This window comes from Capillimicrobium parvum (genome assembly GCF_021172045.1).
Taxonomy (GTDB): Bacteria; Actinomycetota; Thermoleophilia; order Solirubrobacterales; family Solirubrobacteraceae; genus Capillimicrobium; species Capillimicrobium parvum.
The window spans coordinates 2,675,896-2,697,890 of sequence record NZ_CP087164.1 but is presented as its reverse complement, the minus strand read 5'-3'; the positions used below and the strand labels follow the sequence as shown (position 1 = coordinate 2,697,890).

The 21,995-nt window shown below is 73.7% G+C and carries 20 protein-coding genes; 7 read left to right on the top strand and 13 right to left on the bottom strand.

Annotation, left to right across the window (positions count from 1 at the left end):
* Window positions 1-6: 6 nt before the first annotated feature.
* Window positions 7-381, bottom strand: coding sequence for a hypothetical protein (locus DSM104329_RS13220; RefSeq protein ID WP_259315911.1), 375 nt, complete (start codon window positions 379-381; stop codon window positions 7-9).
* 43 nt (window positions 382-424) lie between these two features.
* Window positions 425-2,605: an ATP-dependent helicase gene (locus tag DSM104329_RS13215; RefSeq protein ID WP_259315910.1), complete on the bottom strand. Its 2,181-nt coding sequence runs from the start codon at window positions 2,603-2,605 to the stop codon at window positions 425-427.
* Window positions 2,606-2,658: 53 nt separating this feature from the next.
* Here DSM104329_RS13215 and DSM104329_RS13210 point away from each other — a divergent pair, with 53 nt between their 5' ends.
* Window positions 2,659-3,537, top strand: coding sequence for a queuosine salvage family protein (locus DSM104329_RS13210; RefSeq protein ID WP_259315909.1), 879 nt, complete (start codon window positions 2,659-2,661; stop codon window positions 3,535-3,537).
* Between the two features lie 75 nt (window positions 3,538-3,612).
* Here DSM104329_RS13210 and epsC read toward each other — a convergent pair whose 3' ends face one another.
* Both epsC and cysK read right to left on the bottom strand, forming a co-directional pair.
* Window positions 3,613-4,353 carry a serine O-acetyltransferase EpsC gene (gene epsC, locus DSM104329_RS13205; RefSeq protein WP_259315908.1) on the bottom strand — a complete coding sequence of 247 codons (741 nt, stop codon included), beginning with the start codon at window positions 4,351-4,353 and terminating at the stop codon, window positions 3,613-3,615.
* 52 nt (window positions 4,354-4,405) lie between these two features.
* Window positions 4,406-5,338: a cysteine synthase A gene (gene cysK / locus DSM104329_RS13200; protein WP_259315907.1), complete on the bottom strand. Its 933-nt coding sequence runs from the start codon at window positions 5,336-5,338 to the stop codon at window positions 4,406-4,408.
* A gap of 153 nt (window positions 5,339-5,491) precedes the next feature.
* Between cysK and DSM104329_RS13195 the strand changes: the two genes are divergently transcribed.
* Complete coding sequence (locus DSM104329_RS13195; protein ID WP_259315906.1) at window positions 5,492-5,617, top strand: hypothetical protein; 126 nt, start codon at window positions 5,492-5,494, stop codon at window positions 5,615-5,617.
* Window positions 5,618-5,904: 287 nt separating this feature from the next.
* Window positions 5,905-6,291, top strand: coding sequence for an ATP-binding protein (locus tag DSM104329_RS13190; protein ID WP_259315905.1), 387 nt, complete (start codon window positions 5,905-5,907; stop codon window positions 6,289-6,291).
* A gap of 28 nt (window positions 6,292-6,319) precedes the next feature.
* Here DSM104329_RS13190 and DSM104329_RS13185 read toward each other — a convergent pair whose 3' ends face one another.
* The gene (locus tag DSM104329_RS13185; protein WP_259315904.1) at window positions 6,320-6,718 is read right to left on the bottom strand and encodes an RrF2 family transcriptional regulator; all 399 of its coding nucleotides are present in this window, start codon (window positions 6,716-6,718) and stop codon (window positions 6,320-6,322) included.
* On the opposite strand from DSM104329_RS13185, the gene DSM104329_RS13180 reads away from it, so the two are divergent.
* The gene (locus DSM104329_RS13180; RefSeq protein ID WP_259315903.1) at window positions 6,702-7,088 is read left to right on the top strand and encodes a VanZ family protein; all 387 of its coding nucleotides are present in this window, start codon (window positions 6,702-6,704) and stop codon (window positions 7,086-7,088) included. The two genes, DSM104329_RS13185 and DSM104329_RS13180, sit on opposite strands and share 17 nt — an antisense overlap.
* Before the next feature lie 6 nt (window positions 7,089-7,094).
* Here the strand turns inward: DSM104329_RS13180 and DSM104329_RS13175 are convergent, their stop codons facing one another.
* Both DSM104329_RS13175 and gltX read right to left on the bottom strand, forming a co-directional pair.
* On the bottom strand, window positions 7,095-8,189 hold the full coding sequence (locus tag DSM104329_RS13175) for an HDOD domain-containing protein (protein WP_259315902.1): 1,095 nt from the start codon (window positions 8,187-8,189) through the stop codon (window positions 7,095-7,097).
* A 300-nt stretch (window positions 8,190-8,489) separates the two neighbouring features.
* Complete coding sequence (gltX, locus tag DSM104329_RS13170) at window positions 8,490-9,821, bottom strand: glutamate--tRNA ligase (protein WP_259315901.1); 1,332 nt, start codon at window positions 9,819-9,821, stop codon at window positions 8,490-8,492.
* 29 nt (window positions 9,822-9,850) lie between these two features.
* On the opposite strand from gltX, the gene DSM104329_RS13165 reads away from it, so the two are divergent.
* Window positions 9,851-10,711 carry a deoxyribonuclease IV gene (locus DSM104329_RS13165; protein ID WP_259315900.1) on the top strand — a complete coding sequence of 287 codons (861 nt, stop codon included), beginning with the start codon at window positions 9,851-9,853 and terminating at the stop codon, window positions 10,709-10,711.
* 265 nt (window positions 10,712-10,976) lie between these two features.
* Here the strand turns inward: DSM104329_RS13165 and dnaE are convergent, their stop codons facing one another.
* Entirely contained in the window at window positions 10,977-14,492 is a 3,516-nt protein-coding gene (gene dnaE / locus DSM104329_RS13160) for a DNA polymerase III subunit alpha (protein WP_259315899.1), read from the bottom strand.
* Between the two features lie 262 nt (window positions 14,493-14,754).
* On the opposite strand from dnaE, the gene DSM104329_RS13155 reads away from it, so the two are divergent.
* Entirely contained in the window at window positions 14,755-15,300 is a 546-nt protein-coding gene (locus DSM104329_RS13155; protein WP_259315898.1) for a GNAT family N-acetyltransferase, read from the top strand.
* Between the two features lie 16 nt (window positions 15,301-15,316).
* Here the strand turns inward: DSM104329_RS13155 and DSM104329_RS13150 are convergent, their stop codons facing one another.
* From DSM104329_RS13150 to DSM104329_RS13130, 5 genes are read right to left on the bottom strand one after another with little or no spacing between them, the layout of a single operon-like run.
* Window positions 15,317-18,646, bottom strand: coding sequence for a hypothetical protein (locus DSM104329_RS13150; protein ID WP_259315897.1), 3,330 nt, complete (start codon window positions 18,644-18,646; stop codon window positions 15,317-15,319).
* Window positions 18,647-18,704: 58 nt separating this feature from the next.
* Complete coding sequence (locus DSM104329_RS13145) at window positions 18,705-18,866, bottom strand: hypothetical protein (RefSeq protein WP_259315896.1); 162 nt, start codon at window positions 18,864-18,866, stop codon at window positions 18,705-18,707.
* 29 nt (window positions 18,867-18,895) lie between these two features.
* Window positions 18,896-20,218 carry an argininosuccinate synthase gene (locus DSM104329_RS13140; protein WP_259315895.1) on the bottom strand — a complete coding sequence of 441 codons (1,323 nt, stop codon included), beginning with the start codon at window positions 20,216-20,218 and terminating at the stop codon, window positions 18,896-18,898.
* A 60-nt stretch (window positions 20,219-20,278) separates the two neighbouring features.
* Complete coding sequence (locus tag DSM104329_RS13135) at window positions 20,279-20,551, bottom strand: glutathione S-transferase N-terminal domain-containing protein (protein ID WP_259315894.1); 273 nt, start codon at window positions 20,549-20,551, stop codon at window positions 20,279-20,281.
* Window positions 20,552-20,584: 33 nt separating this feature from the next.
* Complete coding sequence (locus DSM104329_RS13130; protein WP_259315893.1) at window positions 20,585-20,764, bottom strand: hypothetical protein; 180 nt, start codon at window positions 20,762-20,764, stop codon at window positions 20,585-20,587.
* 163 nt (window positions 20,765-20,927) lie between these two features.
* Here DSM104329_RS13130 and DSM104329_RS13125 point away from each other — a divergent pair, with 163 nt between their 5' ends.
* A complete protein-coding gene (locus DSM104329_RS13125; RefSeq protein WP_259315892.1) occupies window positions 20,928-21,995 on the top strand; it encodes a flippase-like domain-containing protein in 1,068 nt (355 codons plus the stop codon).

Sequence of the window (21,995 nt, the reverse complement as noted above, 5' to 3'; positions counted from 1 at the left end):
CGAGGTCTACGGCCGGGCCGCCGCCCGCAGGGCGACCCAGGAGCCGGCGGCGACGCCCAGGATGGCCGCGAGCCCCGCCCACGCGGCCCATCCCGGCTCGTCGCGAACGGCGAGCTCGACGAGCAGGATGACCACGGTGACCGAGCCGATGGCGAAGGCGAACACCTCGGCGGCGACGGGGTAGGCCTGCGAGCGCTGGTAGGCGGTCGTGACGAGGAGCGCGATGCCCAGCAGCGCGGTGATCACGACGAGGACGAGCACGACGGTCATCGAGGACCAGCCGCTGTCGCCGCCGAACCAGGGGCCGAACAGCAGCGCGATGGCGGCGAGCCCGGCCAGGCCGGCCAGTACCTCGCCCACGGTCAGCTTGCGCAGCGTCATCGCGGGAGCGTAGCTCGCCGCCGCGCCGCGCGGCCGGCGCCCGTCACCGGCGGGTGATCGGCGCGTATTCGGCCATCAGCTTGCGCTCGGAGCCGTCGCGCGCGAAGCGGATGACGACGATCCCGCCGGGCTCGATCCCGGTCACGACGCCCTCGCCGAACGCGGCGTGCGCGACGTCCTGGCCGATGCGGAAGTCGACCGCCTCGGGCGGCGGGGCGTCGGCCCGCGAGGCGGCCCAGGACACCCGCGCGCCGGGCTGGCGGACGACATCGGTCTGCTCGCGGTCGGTCAGCTCGAAGGGGATCTCGTCGAGGAAGCGGCTGCGCAGCCCGTACTGCTGGCTGCCGAACACCATCCGCTGGCGCGCGTAGGACAGCGTGAGGTCGCGCTTGGCGCGCGTGATGCCGACGTAGCACAGCCGCCGCTCCTCCTCGAGCGCGCCCTCGTCGAGCGCGCGGCTGTGCGGGAAGACGCCGTCCTCGAAGCCGGTGATGAAGACGATCTCGTACTCGAGGCCCTTGGCGTTGTGCAGCGTCATCAGCGTCACGAGGCCCTCGTCCTCGCGGGTGTCCGCATCGGCCACGAGCGCCACCTGCTGCAGGAAGACGTCGAGGGTGTCCTCGCCCGGATCGGCGGACGCGTCGAACTCGCGCGCGGTGTTGACGAGCTCGGTGAGGTTCTCGAGGCGGCCCTGGGCCTCGAAGGTGCGCTCGGCCTCCAGCGCGTCGACGTAGCCGGTCTCGTGGAGCACCGCTTCGAGCAGGTCACCGACCGGGACGCCCTGCGCCGCGCGCTCGCGCAGCCCCTCCATCGTGCCCATGAAGCGGCTGAAGGCCTTGATCGCGGCGGCGCCGAGGCTGGGGACGGCGGCCGGGTTCGCTGCGGCGTCCCAGACGCTCATGTCCATCGCGGTGGCGAAGGCGGTCACGCGCGACATCGACGTCTGCCCGATGCCCCGCCGCGGCGTGTTCGCCACGCGGGTGAACGCGACGACGTCCTGTGGGTTGCCGAGCAGCGTGAGATAGGCGAGCGCGTCCTTGATCTCCGCGCGCTCGTAGAACTTCGTGCCGCCGACCACCTGGTAGCCGATGTCGCGCTGAACGAGGACGTCCTCGATGACCCGCGACTGCGCGTTGGTCCGGTAGAAGACCGCGATCTCCTGGCGGCTGACGCCCTCGTCGATGAGCCGCTGGACCTCCCCCACGACGAACCGCGCCTCGGAGCGCTCGTCGTCGAGCTCGCGCACCCGGATCGGATCGCCCTGGCCCACCTCGGTCCACAGGTCCTTGGCGATCTGCCCGCGGTTGTTGCGGATCACCGCGTTCGCGGCGTCGAGGATGGTCTGCGTCGAGCGGTAGTTCTGCTCGAGCTTGACCACCGCGGCGTCCGGAAAGTCGTCCTGGAAGTCGAGGATGTTGCGGATGTCGGCGCCGCGGAAGGAGTAGACCGACTGCGCGTCGTCGCCGACGACCGCGAGGTTGCGGTGCTCGCCGGCGAGCAGCTGCAGCCACTTGTACTGGGCGTGGTTGGTGTCCTGGTACTCGTCGACGAGGACGTAGCGGAAGGTCTGCTGGTAGCGCTCGCGGACCTCGTCGAACAGCTCGAGCACGTTGACCGCGCGCACGAGCAGGTCGTCGAAGTCCATCGCGTTCATCCGCAGCATCTCGCGCTCGTAGGCGTCGTAGACGTCGCCGACGATCTCCTCGAACCTCGAGCCGACGAGCTCGCGGACGTCGTCGGCGGAGCGCAGCTTGTTCTTCGCGTCGGAGATCTGGTTGTGGACGGCGGCCGGCGTGAAGCGCTTCGTGTCGACGTTGAGCTCCTCCAGGCAGCGCTTCGTCAGGCGGCGGGCGTCGGCCTGGTCGTAGATCGTGAACTGGCGCGTGTAGCCGAGGCGCGGGGCCTCGGCGCGCAGCATCCGCGCGCACGCGGCGTGGAACGTCATGACCCACATGCCCCGGGTGCGGCGGCCGAGCAGCAGCTCGACGCGGTTGCGCATCTCCTGCGCGGCCTTGTTGGTGAAGGTGATCGCCAGCACCTCCTGGTGGCTGGCCCGCCCGCTGTGGACGAGCCAGGCCAGGCGGTGGGTCAGGACGCGCGTCTTGCCCGAGCCGGCGCCGGCGAGGATGAGCAGCGGGCCGTCGCCGTGGGTCACCGCGTCGCGCTGGGGCTCGTTGAGCCCGGCGAGGAGCTCCTCCAGGCGGTCGGCGGCGGGGGTCGGCATCGTCCCCGCACAATAGGAGCGCGACGGGACGTCGCCGCATAGCCTTCGCGCCCATGCGCCTGTGCGACGAGGTCCGCACGACAGCCGCCGCGACCGCCGCGCGGGCGACGTCCGTGCGGGTGGACCCGGACGCCGTCGCGCGGGTGCAGCTCGCCGACGCGGACCGGCCGCAGCTCGATCCGGCGCGCCACTACCTGGAGGGCTCGGCCGCCGACGTCGCGACGTACCTGCTGACGCTCGACACGATCAACTTCGGCTCCGGCTGGTTTCCGACGCTGCGCAAGCGCCCGAACTGCTCGGGCTACTTCACCGTCGCCTGGGGCGTCGCCGATCGCTTCCGCGCCCACGGCCCGTGGTCGAACCGCGAGCTGCGGGCGATGCGGGCCGACGAGATCGCCGACGCGCTCGGCCAGAACCGCGACCACGAGCTCATGGCGCTCTTCGCGCAGGCGCTGCGTCAGCTGGGCTCGTTCCTCGGGGAGCGCTCGGCGCTCGACCTCGTGGCGCAGGCCGGCGCCAGCGCCGAGCGCCTCGCCGAGCTGCTGGCCTCAGGCATGGCGGCGTACGCGGACCGCGGCTTCTACAAGCGCGCCCAGATCGTGGCGAGCGACCTGGCGCTGGCCGGCGTCGCCCGGTTCGCGGACCTCGGCCGCCTGACGATCTTCGCCGACAACCTCGTCCCCCACGTCCTGCGCCTCGACGGCGTGCTCGTCTACGACCAGCGGCTGGCGGCGCACATCGACGCCGAGCGCCTCCTGCGCCCGGGTCCGCAGGAGCGCGAGATCCGGGCGTGCGCGGTCAACGCCTGCACCGCGATCGCCGCGCGCCTGGAGATCAGCGAGCAGGAGCTCGATCACCTGTTGTGGACCCGCGGCGGCGCGCCGAGCTACAAGGCCGTGCCGCGCCACCGCTGCCGGACGATCTGGTACTGAGCGGCGCCGGGCCGCAGGCCCTCGCCTCCCCTGACCGGCCCGAGCGGGCGCTGGCCGCCGTGACGGCGGCGTCCCTCAGCCGCCCGCGGGGTTCGGGCCCCGCTTGCGGCGCAGCGGCGTGACGTTGTCGCCGACGTCCTCCGGGTGGCCGCCGAGCTGGGTCACCTCGCGCTCGAGGGCGGCGATGCGGCTCGACAGCGCGGCGAGGGCGTCGGCGATCGGGTCGGGGAGGTGCAGCCAGTCGGCGTCCGGACCCTCGGGCCGTTTGCCGTCGATGCGGACCGGGTGGCCGGGGTTGCCGACCACCGTGGAGTTCGGCGGCACGTCGTGGATGACGACCGTGTTCGCGCCGATCTTCGCGCCGTGGCCGATCGTGATCGGGCCCAGCAGCTTCGCCCCCGAGCCGATCGTGACGTTGTCCTGCACGGTCGGGTGGCGCTTGCCGGTGGCGAAGCCGGTGCCGCCCAGGGTGACGCCCTGGTAGAGGGTGACGTCGCGGCCGATCTCGGCGGTCTCGCCGATCACGACGCCGGCGCCGTGGTCGATGAACAGCCCGTCGCCGACCCGGGCGGCCGGATGGATCTCGATGCCGGTCATCGAGCGGGTGGCCGTGGCCAGCGTCCGCGGCAGGAACGGGACGCCCGCGGCGTGCAGGGCATGCGCGACCCGGTGGCTGAGCACCGCCTGCACGCCCGGCCAGAGCGCGAGGATCTCGGCGCGGCCCACGCCGCGCGCGGCGGGATCGCGGTCGCGGGCGGCGGCGACGTCGCGGCGGACCTCGCCGGCGATGCGCGTCATGGTCGACAGGCCGAACATGCTCCGGGCAATGCTACGGGGCCCGGAGGCTCGGCTTCCGCGGGCGCCTCGCCTACGGGGCGAAGAACGGCGTTGAGACGTAGCGCTCGCCCGAGTCCGGGAGGATCGTGACGATGCGCTGACCGCGGGACTCGGGGCGCTTGGCGATCTCGAGCGCGGCCCACATCGCGGCGCCGCCGGAGATGCCGGCGAGGATGCCCTCGACGCGCGACAGATCGCGCGCGGTCTCCAGGGCGGCCTCGTCGCTGACCGGGATCACCTCGTCGAGCAGCTCGCGGTTGAGGACGTCGGGGACGAACCCGGCGCCGATGCCCTGGATGCGGTGCGGCCCGGGACTGCGGCCGCAGAGGACCGCGCTGGAGGCCGGCTCGACCGCCACGATGCGGCAGCTCGGATGGGCGGCCTTGAGGGCCTCGCCGGCGCCGGTGATGGTCCCGCCGGTGCCGACGCCGGCGACGAACACGTCGACGCGGTCGAGCAGCTCGAGGATCTCGGGACCGGTCGTGCGGCGGTGGACCTCGGGGTTGGCGGGGTTGGAGAACTGCTCGGGCAGGAAGACGTCGTCGCGGCGCGCCATCGCCCGGGCGGCGTCGACGGCCTCGTTCATCCCGCCCATCGACTCGGTGATCTCCACGCGCGCGCCGTAGAGGCGCAGCAGCGCATCGCGCTCGCGGCTCATGCCCTGCGGGAGCGTGAGCACGAGGTCGTAGCCCTTCGCGGCGCAGACGAACGCCAGCGCGATCCCCGTGTTGCCCGAGGTGGCCTCCACGATCGTGGTCCGGCCCGGCTCGATGCGGCCCTCGCGCTCGGCCGCCTCGATCATCGCGACGCCGATGCGGTCCTTGACGCTGCCGCCCGGGTTGAACGACTCGACCTTGGCGTAGACCTCCGCGCCCTCGGCGGTGTCGGGCCCCACGAGCCGCGTGACCTGCACCATGGGCGTGCGGCCGACGTACTCCGCGATGTTGATCGGGATTGATGCCATTGCAGCCCGCAGAGTAGCCACGCCGCCCGACGCAGACCGTGCCCACTTCGCCGCGATGCGTTCAGACCGTTTTCCTACCGCTTCCCGACCGATGCCCGACCTTGCGGTGGCAGGTTCTCCCTCGTCCCCTCCACCGGACGCAAAGGCACTCCAATGGCAATCGTGATCGTCTCCCTCATCGTTCTCGTCCCGCTCGTCCTCCTCGTCGTGGACGTCGCCCGCGGCCGCCACCGCCAGGACGACCCCCCCGAGTCCTACGGCGCGAGCCTCCACGGCTGAAGCGCGCCGGGCTCGCGGTCCTTCCCCTTCCCCGTCGGGCGAGCCCTTCGTGGTTTCCGAGGTGACAGCGTCCGTTCGGAGCTGCGCCGCCCCGGCGACACGGATGGTCATGAGTCGCCTGCGGACGTCGATGGCGCATGCGCCGCGGACGCCACGCCGGACGCTTGCCGAGCGGGGACGCCCGGTGATGGTCCGGCACGAGCGACAGCCGGGACGACCGTGACCGCGCCGCGGATCAGCGGACCCGGCTGCGACCATCCGCGATGGCCGCTAGGACGAGCACGCCGATGACGGCGCCCGAGCCGGTGAATCTCGAGCTTCCGGCGATCGCGTCGAGCGTTCGTGTCGCCCGCCAGGCGATTGCGACGCTGGCCGCGACGTGCGGCCTCGACGATCAGGCCGTCGCGCTGTGCGTCTCGGAGGCCGTGACCAACGCGATCGTCCACGGCTACCCCGCCGACCGCCCCGGCAGCGTCCGCGTCCGCGCCCGATCCGAGGTGGGCGACAGCGCCGGCTTGCGCGTCGAGATCGAGGACGACGGCGACGGGATGCGCCCGCGGCCCGACAGCCCCGGCCTCGGCCTCGGCCTGCCGCTCATCGCGTCGATGGCGTCGTCCGTCGACATCGACTCCAGCGGGACCGGCTGCCGCGTGAGCATCTGGTTCGCGGGCTGACCGGCGCGCGCCGGTGTCCGGGCGCCGCTCAGATGTAGTACATCGCGACGCCCGCGTCGCGGACCTCGCGATCGACGACGTCCTGGATCGTCGTCGACTCGAGCACCGCGCGGGCGGCCGCGGCGGCCTCGGCGAAGATGCCGACGGCGTCGCGGCCGAACGGGCCGTCGAGGAGCTCGACGACCTCCAGCACGGTGATCTCGCGCGGGAGGCGGGCGAACAGGTAGCCGCCCTTCACGCCGCGCTGCGAGCGCAGGAGGCCCGCGCGGCGCAGGATGGCGAAGAGCTGCTCGAGGAACTGCACCGGGATGGCGCGGCGGCGGGCGAGCTCGGCGATCGGGACGGGCGCGTCGCCGTCGGAGCGGGCGAGCTCGGTCAGCGCCTGCAGTGCGTAGGGTGATTTGCTCGTGATGGACAGCACGGCCACCGCCGATCGTATGACACGCGTCCTGCGGATCGCACCGCCGGTCGCCCTGATGGCGCTGATCTGGTACCTGTCGAGCCAGCCCGACGTGGGGCCGGATCTCGGCGCGTGGGCGCGGCTGGCCACCTCAGCCGTGCACTTCGGCCAGTTCGCCGTGCTGTTCGCGCTCTGGTGGTGGGCGCTCGACCGTCGGGCGCTGCCGGCGGCGCTGATCACGCTCGCCTGGGCCGGCCTCGACGAGATCCACCAGTCCTGGGTGCCGCGGCGCGACGCGGACCCGATCGACTTCGCCGTCGATGCCGCCGGGATCCTCGCCGCGTGGCTGGTGCTGCGCGCGGCGACCGCGCGGAGCGAGCGGAGGGGGACGGGCTAGGGGCTCCTAAAGCCAGCCGCGCTCGGTCGCGAGCAGGACCGCCTGGGCGCGGTCGACGGCGCCGAGCTTGCCGTAGATGTTGTGCAGGTGCGTGCGCACCGTGCTGGTCGAGAGCTGGAGCTCGAGCGCGATCTGCTTGTAGACCTTGCCCTCGGCGAGGCGCTTGAGGACCTCGAGCTCGCGGGCCGACAGCGGGCACGGGTCGATCGCCCGGTTGCGGCCGGTCTGCGGATACGGCAGGTCGTACATCACCGTGCGCAGCTCGGCCGGCCCGAGGCCGATGATCCGCGCGCACTTCAGGAGCTCGGTCGGCGACACCGCGGAGCCCTGCGCGTAGTGCGCGAGCATGTCGGCGAGGCGGACGTACGCGGAGTCCTCGGTGCCGTCGTCGGCGTGGTGGCGCTCGATCGCGCTGGCGACGGCCTTGGGCAGCCCCCAGCGGCGGGCGAGCACGCCGCCGACGAGCGCGTGGTCGACGCCGAGCTCGCGGCGCTCGCGATGGATGCGCTCCTCCGGCGTGCGGGCCTGCCCGTGGACCTGGCCCGGATAGCCCGGGTACGCGTGCATGAGGACGAGCTTGCCGATGTCGTGCAGCAGCGCCGTGACCATGAGGCGGTCGCGCTCGTCGTATCCGGTCTCGGTGGCGAGGCGATCGGCGGCGCGCTGGGTGGCGACGCCGTGCAGGCGGAAGCGCTCGGGGGCCGCGTCCCACGTGGCGGTGCGCTCGAAGAAGTCGAACGTGCGTGCGCGGCTGGCGAGCGACTGGACGGCCTCGGGCGAGAGCAGCTCGACCGACTTGACCACCGACTCGACCTTGCCGCGCGTGCGGCCCTCGACCTGGTTGGCGAGGCGCAGGACGGAGATCACCAGTGCCACGTCGGACTCGACGGCGGCGACGACGTCACCCGCCGAGACGCGCTCCTGGCCGACCACGCGCAGCAGGCGGTTGCGCGACTCGGCCAGGGCCGGGAACGACTCGAGCGCCTCGAATGCGGCGGTCAGGCGGCGTCCGTGACCTTCGTTGTGGCGACCGCCGGCCGCTTGCGCGGGGGAAGCCGAGCGCGGCGCAGGGGCGGCCGCGGCGGCGGCGTTCTGGCTCATATCGGGGGTGTCCTCGGGGATTCCGGTTCTCGCAGGCATGTGGCCCTGTCATCGGCAGGGCGGCTGCCCCGGTTATCGGCAGGCATGGACGGATGATTGAGCCCCCATTCCGGCCGCCCCGACAGCGGCCTCTGCGTGCCAGTGGGTCTCCCGGGAACGTTGTGCTCGAAATGCGGATGCCGGCGCCGCCAGGCAAGGACGCAGACCCGAAGGAATCCCTCTGGGATTTCGAGTGGTCGAGGACACAGCCTGGCGGTGATCGGCGCCCCGCATCTCGGGTGCGACGTTTGCGGGGGCCCACTAGCTCGAAGCCAAGGCGGCGTCGATGCGCCGAAGCGTCTCATCGCGCCCGAGCAGCGCGATCATCTCGAAGATCCCGGGCGAGATCGTGGTGCCGGTCAGCGCCACCCGCAGCGGCTGGAAGACCTGCTTCGGCTTGACGCCGAGCGTGTCCACGACGCCGCGCAGCGCCAGGTCGACCTGGTCGACGCCGAAGTCGTCGAGGGGCGCCAGGGCGTCCCGCGCGGCGGCCAGCGCGGCGCGGCCCTCGCCGGTCAGCCACTGCTCGCGGGCCTTGGCGTCGTCGTCGCGGGGGCCGTCGAAGATCGTTCCGGCCAGCGGCCAGAAGTCGGCCAGCGTCTGGATCTTCTCCCGCGAGATCTCGACCGCGCCGCGCAGCCCCTCGCGGCCGGTGAACGCCTCGAGACGGGCGGTGAGGTCGTCGACGCCCAGCGCGCGGATGTACTGGCCGTTCATCCAGCGCAGCTTCTTCTCGTCGAAGCGCGCCGGGTTGCGCTGGACGCGCTCGAGCGTGAACTGGCGGACGAGCTCCTCGGTGGAGAGGATCGTCTCGTCGTCGGCAGCGCCCCAGCCGAGCAGCGCGAGGTAGTTGCGGACCGCCTCGGGCAGGAATCCGGCGTCGCGCAGCTCCTGGACGGAGGCGGCGCCGTGGCGCTTGGAGAGCTTCTTGCCGTCGGGGCCGTGCAGGAGCGGCAGGTGGCAGTAGACCGGCTGGGTCGCGCCGAGCGCCTCGAGCACGAGCAGCTGCTTCGGGGTGTTGGAGTAGTGGTCGTCGCCGCGCACGACGTGGGTGATGCCGGCGTCGAGATCGTCGACCGCGACCGCGAGGTTGTAGAGCGGCGTGCCGTCGGCGCGCGCGATGACGGGATCGTCGAGGTGCACGTGCTGGAAGGCGGTCTCGCCGCGCACGACGTCGCGCACGACGGTGGCGCCCTGGTCAGGCACGCGCAGCCGGACGGCGCCCCCGTCCTCGGACTCGCCGCGGAAGCCGCGGTCGTGGCCGTGGCGCTCCTTGTACGCCTTCACATCGTCGGCCGTGGCGGTCGAGCGGTACGCGTGGCCGTCGGCGAGCAGGCGCTCGATCACCTCGACGTGACGGTCCTGGCGGTCCGTCTGGAAGATCGGCCCCTCGTCCCAGTCGAGATCCAGCCAGCGCAGCGCGTCGAGGATCTGCTCGACGTTCTCGGGCGTCGAGCGCTCCCGGTCGGTGTCCTCGATGCGCAGGACGAGCGTCCCGCCGTCGTGGCGCGCCGCGAGCCAGTTGTAGAGGGCGGTGCGCGCGCCGCCGATGTGCAGAGCGCCGGTGGGAGATGGAGCGAAGCGGACCCGCATGAGGGCCGCATGCTAGACATCGCGGCGTCATGCTCATCGGCGCCCATGTCTCGCCTGCCGGCGGCCCCGCGAAGGCCGTCGAGCGCGGTGTCGAGAAGCACTGCCGCGCGATCCAGATCTTCAACCAGAACCCGCGCGCGTGGAAGCCGACGGTGTACTCCGACGAGCAGGTTGCCGCGTTTCGCGAGGCGATGGCGCGCTCGGACGTCGACGCGCTGCTCATCCACGCCGTGTACCTGCTCAACTGCGCCTCCGACGACGATGAGATCCGCTCGAAGTCGCTGACCTCGCTGATCGCGTCGCTGCGGGCGGGCGCGGCGCTCGGCGCCCACGCGGTCGTGCTGCACCCGGGCTCGGCGAAGGCGGGTGAGGTCAGGCCGGCGATCGAGCGCGCGGGCGCGACGATCCGCGAGGCGCTCGCGGAGAGCGAGGGCTGCGCCCTGCATCTGGAGAACACCGCGGGGACGGGCGGCACGCTGGGGCGGTCCTTCGAGGAGCTCGCCGCGCTGTTCGACGCGGCGGGCGGCGATGCCCGCCTGGGCCTGTGCCTGGACTCGTGCCACCTGTTCGCCTCCGGCTTCGACATCCGCACGGCGAAGGGGCTGAGCTCGGTGCTCGACGACTGCATCGCGGAGGTGGGGCCCAACCGCCTGGGCTCGCTGCACCTCAACGACTCGCAGACGCCGCTGGGGGCCAACCGCGACCGCCACGCGAACGTCGGTGAGGGCGAGCTGGGCGACGACGGCTGCGCGGCGTTCCTGTCCGAGCCGCGCTTCGAGGGACTGCCGTGCGTACTCGAGACCCCGGGCGAGGACCGCAAGGGGCCGACGGCGGAGGAGATCGAGCACTGCGTCACGCTGCGCGAGCGCGGCCTGGCGGCGCGCAGGTAGCGCCGGCGCCGGCCGGCCGGAACTGAGACGGCGTTTGCCCACATTCCGTGCCGGGGTATGCCTCGGCGAAGCCTCCCATCCCCGGTCCAGCAATTGAGACAACTACGGCCTCCCACCCCCGGTCCAGCGGAAAGGTGGGAGGCCGCCGTTCCGACATTACCGGTTTGTCAACGCCTGGTCCGGTTTTGTTCGAGGGACGACTGGAGCCGGGGAAATCGGCGCTCGAATCGGCTCCTCGGCGGCCCTGCGGCCGGTCCCGGCGCCGCTAAGCCGCGGGCAGCAGCGCCTCGCCGAGCACGTGGTCGAGCTCGGCGCGGAGCATGGCGGTGGCCGAGACGCGGTACTCCGAACCGAGACGCAGCAGCCTATGGCCGCTCGACGTGTGGACCTGGAGGAGCACCTCGCTCTCGCCGGGGTGGCTGCCGAGGAGGGTCCGGAGCTCGTCGATGATGCTCGCCGGCAGGCGGGCGGCGTCGACGTGGACCGCGAATGGCTTGGGCGCGCTGCGCTTGGCCAGCGCGCGGACCTCCTCGCGCGCCCGCTCGACCTCCTCGGGCGTCGGCTTGAACGGCTCGGCCGACTGGACGACGACCGCGGTCTTCGTCGCGTCCTTGTGGTCGACGCGGCCGCGGACGAGCACGATCTCGTCGACCGCGAGCGCCGCCTCCTGCTCGGCGAGCACCCGCTCGAACACGACGATCTCCACCGAGCCCTCGAGGTCGTCGAGCGTCGCGAACATCATGGTGCTGCCGGACTTCGTGCGGATCTTCTTCGCCTGCGCGACGATGCCGCCGACGGTCACCCACTCCTGGTCCTTGCGGTGCTCGAGGTCTGCGAGCGGGCAGTCGACCTTCAGCCGCAGCGCCTCGCGGACCTCCTTGAGGGGGTGCGCCGAGATGAACAGGCCGATGGCCTCCTTCTCGACGGCGAGCAGCTCGCTCTGCTCGAACTCCTCGGACGGGATCGGCGGGTGGCTGGGCATCGCGAACGCCGTGGCCGGGCCGCCGACCGGCTCGAGGTCGAAGATCGAGCCCTGGCCGGTGAGCGCGTCCTGCTGCTGCTTGGCGCCGGCCGCCTGGGCCTGCTCGAGCACGGCGAGCATGCCCTTGCGGGTCGCGCCGGTCGAGCCGAACGCGCCGCAGCGGATGAGGGCCTCGATGGCCTTCTTGTTGACGGCGCGGGCGTCGACGCGGGCGCAGAAGTCCCAGAGCGACTCGAACGGGCCGCTCTCCTCGCGGGCGCTCTTGATCGCCTCGACCGCCTGGTAGCCGACGCCCTTCACCGCGTCGAGGCCGAAGCGGATGTTGCCCTCGACGACCGTGAACTCGTGGTCGGACAGGTTGACGTCGGGGGGCAGGATCTCGATGCCCATCTCCTCGCAGCGGGCGACGAAGAAGGGCACCTTGTCCTTCGTCGACATCACGCTGGAGATCAGGGCGGCCATGTACTCGGCCGGGTAGGTCGCCTTCAGCCACGCCGTGCGGTAGGCGATGAGCGCGTAGCACGCGGCGTGCGACTTGTTGAAGGAGTAGTCGGCGGACTTCTCGTTCGTGGTCCACAGCCAGTCGATGACCTGCTCCGACGTCCCCGAGGCGCGGCACCCCTGGCGGAACTCCGGCTCGAGCTTGGCCATCGCCTCGCGGTTCTTCTTGCCGATCGCCTTGCGCAGGTCGTCCGCCTTGGCCCCGCTGAAGCCGGCCAGCTCCTTGGAGATCTGCATGGCCTGCTCCTGGTACAGGATCACGCCCTTGGTGGGCTGCAGGATCGGGCGCAGGCGGTCGTCGGGGAAGGCGATCGACTCGGGCTCGCGCTTGCCGCGCGCGTACGTCGGGATCTGGTCCATCGCGCCCGGGCGGTACAGGGCGTTGAGCGCGACGAGGTCGTCGAACTCCGTGGGCTGGACCTTCTTGAGCGCCTCGCGCATGCCCTCGGACTCGAACTGGAACACGCCGATCGAGTCGCCGCGGGCCATCATCTCGTAGGTCGTCACGTCGTCGAGCGGCAGCGTCGTCATGTCCGGCCGCTCGCTGGTGGAGCGCTCGATGATGTCGAGCGCGTCCTCGATGACGTCGAGGTTGCGCAGGCCCAGGAAGTCCATCTTCAGGAGGCCGAGCTCCTCGACGGGCTTCATGGAGAACTGGGTGACGGTCTTGAACTCCCGGTTGCCGTCCTCGTCGACGGTGCCCGCGTCGGCGAGCTGCAGCGGGACGATTTCGGTCAGCGGGCGGTCGGCGATGACGACCGCCGCGGCGTGGATCGACGAGTTGCGCACGATGCCCTCGAGGCCGCGGGCGACGTCGACGATCTGGCGGGCGGTGGGGTCCTCGTCGTAGGCCTTCTTGAGCTCCTCGCCCTCGCGCAGGCAGTCCTCGAAGCTCGGCGGGCGGCCCATGATCGGGTCCGGGATGAGCTTCGCGAGCCGGTCGCCGACGCCGTAGTCGTGGCCGAGCACGCGCGCCGCGTCGCGGGTGGCCGCGCGCGGGAACATCTTGCCGAAGGTCACGATCTGCGCCACCGATTCGCGCCCGTACTTCTCGGTCACGTACCGCATGACGCGCTCGCGCCCGCGCACGGAGAAGTCGATGTCGATGTCCGGCATCGACACGCGCTCGGGGTTCAGGAAGCGCTCGAAGAGCAGGTCGTAGCGCAGCGGGTCGACGTCGGTGATCGACAGGCAGTAGGCGACGATCGAGCCGGCGGCGCTGCCGCGGCCCGGCCCCACCGCGATCCCGTTCGACTTCGCGTAGTTGACGAAGTCCCAGACGATGAGGAAGTAGGCGTTGAAGCCCATCCGGTCGATGACGCCGAGCTCCATGTCGGCCCGCTCGCGCGCCTCGGCGGGCACGGGATCGCCGTAGCGCAGCCGCAGGCCCTCGTCGACGCGCCGGCGCAGGTACGTGCGCTCGTCGCTCCCGTCGGGCGTCTGGTAGCTCGGGATGAGCTGCTTGCCGAGCTCGATCGAGACGTCGCAGCGCTCGGCGATGTCGAGCGTCGTCCGCACCGCCTCCGGCCACTCGGCGAACGCGGTCTCCATCTCGCCGTTGTCCTTCAGGAAGAACTCGTTCGTCTCGAACGTCATCTTCGGCGCGGCGAGCGTCGACTTCGTCTGCACGCACAGCAGCGCCGTGTGGTGGTGGTAGTCCTCGCGGCGCAGGTAGTGCACGTCGGCGGTGCCGACGAGCGGGCGCCCCAGCTCGCGCGCGATCCGCACGATGCCCTCGTTGGCCTTGTCCTGGTCGGCGAGGCCGTTCTTCTGGACCTCGAAGAAGACGTTCTCAGGGGCGAAGACGTTGAGGAGGTCGTCCGCGTGGGCGCGGGCCTCGCCGGGCCGGTCGGAGATGAGGCGCTGGCAGAAGCGCGAGGCCAGGCAGCCGGTGAGGGCGATGATGCCGGCCGAGTGGGCGGCGACCTGGGCGAGGTCGACGCTCGGCTTGCCGCGCGAGAGGCCCTCGAGGTAGCCGAGGCTCGAGAGCTTGACGAGGTTGCGGTAGCCCTCGTCGGTCTCGGCCAGCAGCGTGAGGTGGTTGCGCTCCTGGCGCTCACCGCGCTTGGCGTGGTCGTCGACCAGGTAGACCTCGCAGCCGACGATCGGCTTGATGCCCTGCTTCGCGCACGCCTTGAACAGCTCGACCGCACCGTTCATCACGCCATGGTCCGTGAGCCCGAGGGCGGGCTGGTCGAACGCCGCGGCACGGGCCGCGAGGGCGTCGATCTTGCACGCGCCGTCGAGCAGGCTGTACTCGCTGTGAACGTGGAGGTGGGCGCAGGCCGCGGGGCTCACGAGGACCGGGAAGCTAGCGCGCCGATCGGACGGCGAGGGGGCGCTGCCCGCAATCTCCGTGCATCGGTCGCGGTGGGCTCGGCGGACCGGCCGCCCGCCGCGCGCGGGCGGCGCCGCACCCGACCGCACCCGACCGCGCCCGACCCGCACCGGACCGGACCGCACCGGACCGCACCGCACCGCACCGCACCGCACCGCACCGCACCGCACCGCACCACCGGACCGCACCGGACCGGACCGGACCGCGGCCATACTCCCCGCCGTGGACGAGCTGCGCACGCCCCGCCTGCTGCTGCGCCGGTGGCGCGACGAGGATCGCGAGCCGTTCGCGCGGATGAACGCCGACCCGGAGGTCATGGAGCACTTCGTCGCGCCGCTGACGCGGGCCGAGAGCGATGCGCTGGCCGGCGCCATCGAGGCGGGGTTCGCCCGCGACGGCTTCGGGCTGTGGGTGGTCGACGTCGTCGAGACCGGGACCTTCGCGGGGTTCACCGGCCTCGCGCGGCCGTCGTTCGACGCGGCCTTCACGCCGGCGGTGGAGGTGGGCTGGCGCCTCGCGCGCGAGGCGTGGGGCCGCGGCTATGCGACGGAGGCCGCACGGGCGGCGGCCGGCTACGGGTTCGGCGCGGCCGGCCTCGAGGAGATCGTGTCGTTCACCGCGGTCGCCAACGCGCGCTCGCGGGCCGTGATGGAGCGCCTGGGCATGACGCACGATCCGCGGGACGACTTCGATCATCCGCTGGTGCCGGAGGGGCACCGGCTGCGGCGGCACGTCCTGTACCGGCTGCGGTGCGCGGACCGGACCTGAGGGCGCGACGCCTGCTTCAGCCGCCCGGGATGCCCTGCGCGCGGTCGAACCAGCTGTGCAGGATCGCGGCCGTGTGCGGGTCGCCCGAGACCAGCGGCTGCGTGCCGGCGGGGAGATCGGTGCGGGCGAGGACGGCGGGCAGCGCGGCCGCGGGCAGCGTGACCGTGGCGGCAGTCCGTGCGTCCGGCCCGGGGGCGTGCTCGCCCGCGCCGGCACGACGGACCGTCGGCCGCCCATGGGACGGGACGACGACGTCGACGGTCTCCGCGCCGGTCACGTCGTAGCGGACGCTGAACGCGTGGCCGGCGGTCCATGCCGGCTCCACCGCGGCGGCCAGCGCGGCGAGCAGCGGCGCCGGCGGGAGCTCGATCCCGCGGCGGGCGAGCTCGGCGAGGTCGAGCGGGGCGCGGCGGGCCTTCACGAGCTTGCGCAGCTTGCGCCGGCGGCCCTCGCCGATCCGGACGCCACGCAGGCGCCGGGGCGCGTCGCCGGCCGCGAGCGGCGCGAGCATCTCGATCGCCCCCCCGACGGTGACCTGGGTCCCCTCGGAGGCCTCCGCAGCGGAGCGCGGCTCGACCGTCGCCCCATCCGCGCGAACGTCGACGCGGTACGCGCCGTGGTCGTCGACGAGCAGGGCGTAGGTCAGCGGATCGCGCAGCAGGCCGCCCTGGGCCGGGATGAGCGCGAGGAAGAGCGCGGCGGCGGCGTCCGGGTCGGTACGGGAAAGCGCCCGCAACGAGCGCGCCAGCCACGGCGTGGTGCGGCGACCGGCGGCCGGGGCGATCCGCGTGGCGAGCGGCGTGGGCTCGGCGTCCGCGTCGGCGTCGGTCGGGGCGGATCGGCCGGCCGCGGCGACCTCGAACGGCGCGGGCTCGCCGGCGGCGGCGGGGTCGATCGCCGCGGCCGGGGCGGCAGCCGCGGGATCAATCGGCGTCGGATCGACGGGCTCAGGGGCGTCGGGCGGCGAGGGCTCGTCGTCGGGCGGGATGGGCTCGCGCTGCTTCAGCCGCGACTCCGCCGCGCCCAGGTCGGCCACGACCCTGGTCGCCGCCTCGCGCTGCTCCTGGACCTCGGCGGACCGCGCGCGCTCGCCCGCGAGCTGCTCCTGCGCCGCCGCCAGATCCCGGCGCATCGACTCGAGCTCGGTGCGGGCCAGCGAGTCGGCGACCGCCGCGTGGACGCCCTCGGCACCGCGCGCACGCTCGGCGGCGAGCTCCTGCTCGGCGACCCACCGCGCCCGGCGCTCCGCATCGAGCTCGGCGCGCAGGCCGCCGGTCTCCGCGTCGATGCGGGCGGCGAGCCCGGCCACCGCGCGCTCGAAGCCCTGTGCCACGGCCCCCGCCCGCTCGGCCACGGCCTCCACCAGCCGGCCCAGCTCGTCCTCGCCTCGGGTCGCCTCATCCACGAGCGCCCGCAACCGCGCCAGCTCCTCGTCGCGGGCCGCGACCTGCGCCGACAGCGCGTCCCGCGCCGCCTCCGCGTCGGTCAGCTGCCGCGCCAGGTCGGCCCCGGCGTCCATCATCTCGGCCTCGGCCGCATGCCGGGCCCGCGCCACGCTCTCGCGCGCCTCGGCCACCGACGCCTCGGCCTCGGCGAGCCTGCGGCCCAGCTCGACACGCTCGGCCGAGGCGTCCTGGAGCTCGGCCGCGATCTCGCGCTTCGTCGCCTCGACCCCGGCCAGCGCCGCGTCGCGCTCGGCGATCGCCGCATCGCGCTCCGCGAGGGCGCCATCGCGCCGCCGCTCGGCCTCCTCGAGCCGTGTGCCGAGCTGCTCCCCCGCGAGCGCAAGCGTCGCCCGGACGTCGCCCACCAGCCGCTCGATCTCCGTCGCCTGCTCCTCGTAGGCCTCGCGCTCCGCCGCGATCCGCGCCGCCACCTCGCGCTCGGCGGCGGCCACCTCGGCACCGAACGCCTCGCGCTCGCGCTGCAGCTCGACCCGCAGCGCCGCCTCGGCCTCGAAGCGACGCCGCGTCTCGTCGTCCAGGCGCACCTGCAGCTCGGCCGCCTGGCGCCGCGCGGCCTCGACCGCCCGCTCGGCCTCGCGGACCGCCGCCACCCGCGCCTCGTCGGCCGCGCGCGCCACCGAGAGCTCGGTCCGCAGGCGCTCGAGCTCCATGCTCGCCCGGGACAGCTCGCGCGTGCGCTCCTCGAGCGCGTCCCCCGCCTGCCGCGCCGCCGCCCGCGCCACGCGCTCGGCATGCTCGAGTTCCTCGATCCGCTCCCGCAGCCCGGCGGCCACCGTCTTGAGCTCCTCGAGCGCCGCCCGCGCGCCGGACCCCTGCACCGCCTGCGCCTCGGCCTGCGCGCGCACTCGTTCGAGCGCCTCGCGCAGCGACGCGATCTCGTCCCGCACGCCGCGCTGGACGTCGCCGCGGCGCGCGAGCTCGCCCTCGAGCCGCGAGACCGTCGCCTGCACCTCCGCCACGCGCGAGGCCTGCCGCGCCAGATCGGCCTCTGCCGCCGCCCGCGACCGCCGCTCGCCGGCGAGCTGCCCCGACAGCGACGCGGCATCGGCGCGCAGCCGCTCGATCTCCCGCCGCGCCTCCGCGCCGCCGTCCGCCGTGGCACCGCGGATCGCCCGCTCCGCCGCGGCCCGGGCGGCCGCCGCCGCCTGCTGCGCCTCGGCGCCCTCGCGGCGGATCGCGTCCATCTCGCCGGCCAGCGCGGCCGCATGCTCCTCGGCCGCCCGGACGCGCTCGCGCAGCGCCCGCACGTCGCGCTCGGCCTGCGCCTGCGCGGCGACCCGCTCCTCCTGGACCTCCGAGCGCACCCGGCGCTCGGCCTCCGCCCCCTGCTCGGCGGCGCGCAGGCGCGCGCCCGCCCGGTCGTGCTCGGCCAGCGCGTCGCGCAGCCGGACCTCGACGTGGCCGAGCTGCGTCTCGAGCGTCGCCGCGGTCGCCTCGGCCGCCTGGGCGCGGCGCAGCAGCCCCTCGTCGGCCTGGTTCTCCCGGCGGGCGCGCATCGACGCCAACACGCCCGGGTCGACCACCGTCGCCGGGGGCGGGGCCGGCGTCCCGTCGGCCGGGCCCGGCAGGGCGGCTGGGAGCGCCAGCTCCCGGTCGCCCGACTGCAGCGCCAGGTGCGCCGCCAGCGACGACCGCAGCTCGACCGGGACGGCGAAGCTCGCCTGCCACAGCCCGGCGGCGTCCACCTCGGCGCCGGTCGAGCGCAAACGCCGCCGCACGCCCGCCGCGTCGACGACGAGCTCGACGGGCTCGCGCGGCACCGCGCCGCCCCAGCGGCCGGACACCCGGACCTCGAGGACCTCCGGCGTCCACGGCAGCCACTCGACCCGCTCGATCTCGAGCGGGGAGTCCATCGGCGAGCCGTCGGGACTGGCGGTCACGAACGCCAATGTACGGGCGGCCGCGGACGCCAGAGCACCCGCCCCCACCCCACGCCGGCTACTCGCTCCGGCCGGACTTGGCCGTGCCCGCCGCGGCAGCGGACACGACCCCGATGCCCACCACGACGAGCCCGGCGGCGACGGCCTTCTTCGGCACCTTGCGGCTGATGTAGAACTTGATGGCCCTCCACATCAGCAGGCCCAGCAGCTTGTAGAACACGTGTGCTTCCTCCCCGCGACCGGGCTCGGCTATTCGGTCCCCGCCTCGCCGCTCTGGCGCAGCCGCCACGCCAGCCGCGACTGCAGCGACCAGATCTCGATGAAGCCGGGCGACGCCTGCTGCGAGAACAGCCCGCCCGATTCGGCGAACGTCGCCAGCTGCGCGTCGTAGACCGCGTTGGGCGACTCACGCGTGACCACGCGCACCGAGCCCTTGTACAGCTTGAGCCCGATCCGGCCCGTCACGCGCGCGTTGACGGACTCCATGTAGGCGTCGAGATCGGTGCGCAGCGGCTCGTACCAGAGCCCCGCGTAGACCAGGTACGCCCACCGGCGGTCGAGCTCGGGCTTGAACTGGTTCTGATGGATGGTGCCGACGAGCTTCTCGAGCTCGCGGTGTGCCGTGAGCAGGATCTCCGCCGCCGGCACCTCGTAGATGTCGCGCACCTTCAGGCCGACGATCCGGTCCTCGATGTGGTCGACGATCCCGACGCCGTGGCGCATGCCGATGTCGCCCGCGCGCTCGATGAGCTCCACCAGCCCCAGCCGCTCGCCGTCGAGCCCGACCGGCACGCCGGCCTCGAAGTCGACGGTCAGGATCTGCGGCTCGTCCGGGGCCTCCTCGGGCCGCGTGACGAGCTGGAAGACGTCGTCCTCGGGCGCATGCGAGAGGTCCTCGATCCACTTGCCCTCCGAGGACCGGCCCCAGAGGTTGTCGTCGATCGAGTACGGCGCCGCCTCCGTCCCGCCCTTGACGGGGATGCCGTGCTCGCGGGCGTACGCGATCTCCTCGTCGCGGCCCATCGCCCACGAGCGCACCGGCGCGATGATCTTTAGCTCGGGCGCGAGCGTCGCCACCGTCGCCTCGATGCGGACCTGGTCGTTGCCCTTGCCCGTGCAGCCGTGCGCGATCGTGTCGCAGCCCGCCCGGCGGGCGTAGTCGACGGCGAGCTTGGCGATGAGCGGCCGGCCGAGCGCCGTGAACAGCGGGTAGCCGAGCCCGTAGATCGCGTTGGCCTTGATCGCCGGCAGGACGTACTCGTGCGCGAACTCCTCGCGCGCATCGACGACGAAGGTGTCGACCGCGCCGAGCTGGCGCGCCTTGCCCTCCACGACCCCGTAGTCCTCGCCGGGCTGGCCCAGGTTCACCGTGAGGGTGACGACCTCGGCCTCGTACTCGTCCTGGATCCACTTGAGCATGACGCTCGTGTCGAGCCCGCCCGAGTAGAGCAGGAGCACGCGGTTGACCTCGTCGGGGCGTGCCTCGTAGGACGCGGTGGCCTGGGCGCGCATGCGCTCGCTGGCCTCGGGGGCGGGGATCGTGTGGGCGGAGATTCTCGGGGCGTCGGACATGGGGCCCGCAGCGTATCCGTCGCCGCACGTGGGCCCGGTGCTCGAGCCCCCCGGCCGTGGCTACGACGGGCCGGGCAGGTCCCCGGCGCGCACGCGCGCGGCCATGTCCGACGACTCCGCGCGGTAGGCGGTGCCGTCCGCGAGCTCGAGCACCGGCAGCAGCTTCTGGCCCGTCATCTCGACGATGTCCGGCCTCGCGCCGCGCAGGTAGCCGTGCTTGACGATCTCGTAGTCGATGCCCTGCTCGTCGAGCGCCTTCTGCACCTTCCAGCACGAGTCCAGGTTCGTGTGCAGGAACGTGTACGAGCAGCGGTGCAGCTTGACCTTGGCCATGGCGCCGACCGTACTGCGTCGCGCCGCCGCGGTCTACTCGTGCGGCGCGCCCTCGAGCAGCTCGTCGCCGTGGGGAGGCGTGCCGCCCTCGTCGTCGACATGCGCACCGGCGGCGGCGCGGCCGCTGACCGCCTGGTGCTGCGCGCCGTCGAGCAGCTCGTCGCCCTGCGGCGGGGTGGCGCTCTCGTCGTCGATCTGCGGGCGGTCGGTCATGGCGAGCCTCCTCTGGGTCGGAGCCATGATCGCGCACCCGCCGCAGCCCCGCCATCCGCAGTTCACCGCGCCGCGCACGGGGACGGACCGCAGCGCGGGCGGCCGTCCGGCCCGCGACCGCGGACGCTTGCCGAGGCGCGTCGCGCGGTAACACCGCCCGTACATGCCGGGCTCGGTCTCAGCACGGCGCGGACGGCGCCGGTCGTCCGCGCCGCCCACGCAGCTGGGCGCGCCCGGACGCTCCGAGCGGCTGCACCGCCACCGCCTTCCGCTGTCGGTGATCGCGGTGATGATCGCCGCGGGCGCGCTCATCGGCGTGGCCACGGTGGCGGGCTGGCACAACGTCGTCCGCGACGCCTGGCCGATCCATCCGGGCTGGATCGCCCTCGGCGTGGCCGGGCAGGTGCTCGCGCTGGCGGGCTACACGGCCGCGTTCCGCTCGGTCACGGCGGCGGGCGGCTGCGAGCCGCTGCCCACGCGCGACGCGGCGGACGTCGTCACGGCGGGATTCGGCGCATTCGCGCTCGGCGGCGGCTTCGCGGTCGACCGCCGCGCGCTGGACGAGGCCGGCTACGACTCGCGCGACTCGACCGTCCGCGTCCTCGGCCTCGGCGCACTCGAGTACGCCGTGCTCGCACCGGCCACGTGCGTCGCGGCGATCGCGCTGCTGCTCGAGGGCTCGTCCGCGCAGCGGGCGATGCTGTGGTCGTGGGCGATCGGGGTGCCGGCGGGCCTGGCCATCGGCCTGTGGGCGTCGGCGCCGGACCGCCGGCTGCGCGTCCGCGACGGGGGCCGGCTGCGGCGGGCGCTGTGCCACGCCCTCGACGGGGTCGGGATGCTGCACGAACTGGTCCGCCACCCGATCCGGTACGCGGCCGCGTGGTGGGGCATGACGCTGTACTGGGCGGCGGACATCGCGACCCTCTACGCGGCCCTGCGCCTCTTCGGGGTCCACCTCGGCGCCGCGGAGACGATCGTCGCCTACTCGACCGGCTACGCCGCCACGCGCCGCACGCTGCCGCTCGCCGGCGTCGGTGCGACGGAGGTCCTGCTCGCGCTGTCGCTGACCTGGGTCGGCGTCGGGCTCGCCACCGCCGTCCCGGTCGTCGCCGCCTACCGGCTGGCGAACGTCGCCCTCCTGCTCGTCCCGGCGCTGCACGCCCACGGCCGTCTCGGCCGCCACCGCCGCCGCGGGCCGCCCCCCGCACTGCCGAAGCCGACGGCGCGCTGA

What these genes read in the sequence shown, in the direction of transcription:
- DSM104329_RS13220 (WP_259315911.1), bottom strand. Translation starts at nt 381, where the DNA reads ATGACGCTGCGCAAGCTGACCGTGGGCGAGGTACTGGCCGGCCTGGCC.
- DSM104329_RS13215 (WP_259315910.1), bottom strand. Translation starts at nt 2,605, where the DNA reads ATGCCGACCCCCGCCGCCGACCGCCTGGAGGAGCTCCTCGCCGGGCTC.
- DSM104329_RS13210 (WP_259315909.1), top strand. Translation starts at nt 2,659, where the DNA reads ATGCGCCTGTGCGACGAGGTCCGCACGACAGCCGCCGCGACCGCCGCG.
- epsC (WP_259315908.1), bottom strand. Translation starts at nt 4,353, where the DNA reads ATGTTCGGCCTGTCGACCATGACGCGCATCGCCGGCGAGGTCCGCCGC.
- cysK (WP_259315907.1), bottom strand. Translation starts at nt 5,338, where the DNA reads ATGGCATCAATCCCGATCAACATCGCGGAGTACGTCGGCCGCACGCCC.
- DSM104329_RS13195 (WP_259315906.1), top strand. Translation starts at nt 5,492, where the DNA reads ATGGCAATCGTGATCGTCTCCCTCATCGTTCTCGTCCCGCTCGTCCTC.
- DSM104329_RS13190 (WP_259315905.1), top strand. Translation starts at nt 5,905, where the DNA reads ATGACGGCGCCCGAGCCGGTGAATCTCGAGCTTCCGGCGATCGCGTCG.
- DSM104329_RS13180 (WP_259315903.1), top strand. Translation starts at nt 6,702, where the DNA reads ATGGACAGCACGGCCACCGCCGATCGTATGACACGCGTCCTGCGGATC.
- DSM104329_RS13175 (WP_259315902.1), bottom strand. Translation starts at nt 8,189, where the DNA reads ATGAGCCAGAACGCCGCCGCCGCGGCCGCCCCTGCGCCGCGCTCGGCT.
- gltX (WP_259315901.1), bottom strand. Translation starts at nt 9,821, where the DNA reads ATGCGGGTCCGCTTCGCTCCATCTCCCACCGGCGCTCTGCACATCGGC.
- DSM104329_RS13165 (WP_259315900.1), top strand. Translation starts at nt 9,851, where the DNA reads ATGCTCATCGGCGCCCATGTCTCGCCTGCCGGCGGCCCCGCGAAGGCC.
- DSM104329_RS13140 (WP_259315895.1), bottom strand. Translation starts at nt 20,218, where the DNA reads ATGTCCGACGCCCCGAGAATCTCCGCCCACACGATCCCCGCCCCCGAG.
- DSM104329_RS13135 (WP_259315894.1), bottom strand. Translation starts at nt 20,551, where the DNA reads ATGGCCAAGGTCAAGCTGCACCGCTGCTCGTACACGTTCCTGCACACG.
- DSM104329_RS13130 (WP_259315893.1), bottom strand. Translation starts at nt 20,764, where the DNA reads ATGACCGACCGCCCGCAGATCGACGACGAGAGCGCCACCCCGCCGCAG.
- DSM104329_RS13125 (WP_259315892.1), top strand. Translation starts at nt 20,928, where the DNA reads ATGCCGGGCTCGGTCTCAGCACGGCGCGGACGGCGCCGGTCGTCCGCG.